This is a genomic window from Brevibacterium sp. (assembly GCF_022712115.1).
GTDB lineage: Bacteria > Actinomycetota > Actinomycetes > Actinomycetales > Brevibacteriaceae > Brevibacterium > Brevibacterium salitolerans.
Genome location: NZ_JALAHB010000102.1, coordinates 1 through 2833 on the forward strand (window position 1 = coordinate 1; position 2833 = coordinate 2833).

A 2833-nucleotide genomic window follows, 5' to 3' on the forward strand; every position below is an offset into this window, starting at 1 on the left:
AAGGAGCCCCAGATGCTCATCTCCAGCGAGACACGGCGCGGTGCGCTGAGCTGGATGAGGAGGACGGGTCAGGAGATCTCGAGACCCAGATGAGCCTCGCCCTCGAGCGCACGGGCGGCGAGGAAGAGCGGCAGCGGCGGAAGCAGCGCCTGGGTGAGGGAGAGCACCGCCCCCAGCGCGAGGCAGCCCAGGACCACGCGGCGGAACCCCAGCCGGGAGACCAGCACGCTCGCCGTGAGGCCCAGCGCCAGTCCCACCACGGCGGGAGCGGAGATGAGCATGGCACCCGCAGTGCCGGCCGCGCCGTAGGCCTGCGAGACCGGCACGAAGACCGTCGCGACCTTGGCGAACTGCATGGCTGCGGCGATGCCGACCACCAGCAGCAGGACGACGGCGGCCCAGCGCGTGCGCGGATGAGCAGAGGAGGCGGTCACGTGGCACCCTTCGGGACTCGGCGGTCGGAGCGCCGAATCCTGCGAGAAGGGAGACGGCACCCACCATCCTGCCACCTGCGCGTGTCGCACCGGCACGGCGCAGGGGCGCGCCTCGGGTGCCGCGCAGGCGTCAGCCCTCCCGGACGCGGAGTGCGAGCCCGGTGACCCCCTCACCGAGCTCCCGCACGATGCCGGAGACCTCGAGTCCGGGGATGAAGCCCGGCGCCTGCGGCATCACTCCGGAGACCCAGAAGGCGGCGATGAGGCCGATGCCCGCCGTCGTCACGTCGATGCCCACCTCCCCCGGGCCCGGACGGGACTCCGGCCGTGTCTTGCCCTGGAGTCCGCTCCAGGAGCTAGCCTTCGCCCATGGGAGAAGCGGTGACGGCGGAGACGACCGGCATGGGCATCACAGAGATGGCGGAGCTCTCGGAGCTCAGCCCGGACACCCTGCGCTGGTACGAGAAGGAGGGCATCCTCCCGCCGGTGAACCGGGACCCCACCCGGCGCCGCACCTACAGCCCCCGTGAGCGCGACCTCGTCCTGCTTCTCACCACGCTCCGGGGCACGGCATGCCCACGGCGGCGATGAAGGATTTCGTGGCGCTGCTCGCGGAAGGTGCCGCGAGCCACGGCCGCCGCATCGCCCTGCTGGAGGAGACCCGGGTGATGCTGGCGGAGCGGCGCAGGGCGCTCGATGCAGCCGAGGCCGCGCTGGAGGGCAAGATCGACCACTACCGCGAACTGATCGCCGCCGGCCTGGACTGCGACGGAGCACCTGTCTCCGAGGAAGTCCGGCAGCGCCAGACCGCACGCAGCTGAGCGGTCCTGCGCAGCTGTGCGTCTCGTGACCGCGCTCAGCCCATCCGACGCAAGCGTCTCACCAGACCTCCACCCACTGCCGATCCGCAGGTGCAAGGGAATCACGGAGACCAGCGTCGAATGTGGCGAGCACAGCACCGTGCGCGGCAGCAGTATTCACCAGCTGAAGATCCGTGACCTGTCGGCGCCCCATGAGAACGCGAAGGTCCACGATGGGCACCGCAAGGGACTGGTCGTCTTCGAGCCACCCCCACCCGGGGACGCCTCGCAGCGCCTTCAGCTGCCCAAGCGCCTCCTGCCCTGTCACCTTCCTGCCCACAACCGCTTCGGTGAGCAACAGGCGGACCAGGCCGGCCTCGGTCACCGGACTGGTCCGCCAGCCGATCAGCTTCCCGAATTGCGCGTGCGCGGCGGCATGATGGACGTGCTGGTCCCAGCTCAGAGCGAGCAGGACGTTGACATCGAGCAGCGCGGGCCGTGAAGGATCAGTCGTCATCACGGAAGTCCGCAACCAGTTCATCTGTCACTCTGTGCGCCGGATTCCCAGCCAGCACGGGGAAGGCGGAATCCGGCTGTGACGATACCGATCGCGGAGCCAAAGCGGCCAGCGCGATGTCCGACAGCGCCCGCCCCAGTGAGATCCGCTCCGCAGCCGCTTTCGCCCGTGCGGCACTCAGCACCACCGGGTCGATGTCCAGGGTCGTACGCATGGCTACACTATAACATCACGTCATCACGACACCATGACGCGTTCATGACATCTGCGGCACCGCCGCCGGCCTGCGCATGGGAGAATCCGGACCATGGATCGCACAGAACTCCGCGCACTGCAGGCCCCGCTCCGCGAGCGCTACACCCAGGACCCGGACTCCGCCCACACTCCCATCGCCGCGGAGGGAGACTGGCGCGACGACGGCATCACCGCGACCGTCGACACCTGGTCCGGCCCCACCCGCGCGGGACTGCACTCCGCGACCGGCGGTGACGGGGCGGACGCCTGCTCCGGCGACATGCTCATGGAGGCGCTGCTCGGCTGCGCAGGCGTGACCCTCCGCAGCGTCGCGACCGCCATGAACCTCGAGATCCGCAGCGCCCGCCTGAGCGCGCGGAGCTCCTTCGACGCCCGCGGCACCCTCGGGATGGACTCCTCCGTACCGGTGGGCGTGGGACCGATCGAGGTCGTCGCGGAGGTGGACTGCGATGCCGACGATGCGAAGCTCGAACGCCTCGCCGCCTCCACCGAGCGCTACTGCGTGGTGGGGCAGAGCCTGCGCGAGAAGCCCCGCTTCACCGTGCGCAGGGCAGGCACCACGGACTGAGCGGCACAGCTGCGGGTGCCGGTCACGGTGCCCGCGGCAACCCGCCGGCAGCGCCGCGGCCGGAGCGTCTCAGTCGATGATGTCCTCGGTGGCGATGGTGCCGGCGGAGAGGCGGTGCATCTCCACCACGCCCACCTCGCCCAGGCCCTGCAGCGAGATGTCGCGGCGGCCGCTGAACTCGAAGGTCCGGTCCCGTTCGATGATCCGGGCCGTGTCCGCGTCCGTCACGACGGTGCCGGGCTCCGCCACGGCGGTGAGG

At 70.5% G+C, this 2833-nt stretch carries 7 protein-coding genes and 1 pseudogene; 3 read left to right on the forward strand and 5 right to left on the reverse strand.

The window, feature by feature from the left end; genetic code table 11:
- Positions 1-68 precede the first annotated feature (68 nt).
- Positions 69-434, reverse strand: coding sequence for a hypothetical protein (locus Q0A33_RS06070; RefSeq protein WP_291794464.1), 366 nt, complete (start codon positions 432-434; stop codon positions 69-71).
- Between the two features lie 130 nt (positions 435-564).
- A complete protein-coding gene (locus Q0A33_RS06075; protein ID WP_291794466.1) occupies positions 565-732 on the reverse strand; it encodes a hypothetical protein in 168 nt (55 codons plus the stop codon).
- A 71-nt stretch (positions 733-803) separates the two neighbouring features.
- On the opposite strand from Q0A33_RS06075, the gene Q0A33_RS06080 reads away from it, so the two are divergent.
- Together Q0A33_RS06080 and Q0A33_RS06085 are read left to right on the forward strand one after the other, a co-directional pair.
- Positions 804-1025 carry a MerR family DNA-binding transcriptional regulator gene (locus Q0A33_RS06080; protein WP_291794468.1) on the forward strand — a complete coding sequence of 74 codons (222 nt, stop codon included), beginning with the start codon at positions 804-806 and terminating at the stop codon, positions 1023-1025.
- Entirely contained in the window at positions 1022-1255 is a 234-nt protein-coding gene (locus Q0A33_RS06085; RefSeq protein ID WP_291794469.1) for a hypothetical protein, read from the forward strand. The genes Q0A33_RS06080 and Q0A33_RS06085 overlap by 4 nt, the downstream gene beginning before the upstream one ends.
- 58 nt (positions 1256-1313) lie before the next feature.
- On the opposite strand, the gene Q0A33_RS06090 is transcribed toward Q0A33_RS06085, so the two are convergent.
- The gene (locus Q0A33_RS06090; RefSeq protein WP_291794472.1) at positions 1314-1751 is read right to left on the reverse strand and encodes a TA system VapC family ribonuclease toxin; all 438 of its coding nucleotides are present in this window, start codon (positions 1749-1751) and stop codon (positions 1314-1316) included.
- Positions 1741-1965: a hypothetical protein gene (locus tag Q0A33_RS06095; RefSeq protein ID WP_291794473.1), complete on the reverse strand. Its 225-nt coding sequence runs from the start codon at positions 1963-1965 to the stop codon at positions 1741-1743. The genes Q0A33_RS06090 and Q0A33_RS06095 overlap by 11 nt, the downstream gene beginning before the upstream one ends.
- A gap of 93 nt (positions 1966-2058) precedes the next feature.
- Here Q0A33_RS06095 and Q0A33_RS06100 point away from each other — a divergent pair, with 93 nt between their 5' ends.
- Positions 2059-2574, forward strand: coding sequence for an OsmC family protein (locus Q0A33_RS06100; protein ID WP_291794474.1), 516 nt, complete (start codon positions 2059-2061; stop codon positions 2572-2574).
- Positions 2575-2643: 69 nt separating this feature from the next.
- On the opposite strand, the pseudogene Q0A33_RS06105 reads toward Q0A33_RS06100, so the two are convergent.
- A pseudogene (locus tag Q0A33_RS06105) lies at positions 2644-2833 on the reverse strand (hypothetical protein); the annotation flags it as partial.

Excerpts from the sequence above, each read along its gene's own strand:
- Q0A33_RS06080 (WP_291794468.1), top strand. The coding sequence starts at position 804 with ATGGGAGAAGCGGTGACGGCGGAGACGACCGGCATGGGCATCACAGAG.
- Q0A33_RS06085 (WP_291794469.1), top strand. The coding sequence starts at position 1,022 with ATGAAGGATTTCGTGGCGCTGCTCGCGGAAGGTGCCGCGAGCCACGGC.
- Q0A33_RS06090 (WP_291794472.1), bottom strand. The coding sequence starts at position 1,751 with ATGACGACTGATCCTTCACGGCCCGCGCTGCTCGATGTCAACGTCCTG.
- Q0A33_RS06095 (WP_291794473.1), bottom strand. The coding sequence starts at position 1,965 with ATGCGTACGACCCTGGACATCGACCCGGTGGTGCTGAGTGCCGCACGG.
- Q0A33_RS06100 (WP_291794474.1), top strand. The coding sequence starts at position 2,059 with ATGGATCGCACAGAACTCCGCGCACTGCAGGCCCCGCTCCGCGAGCGC.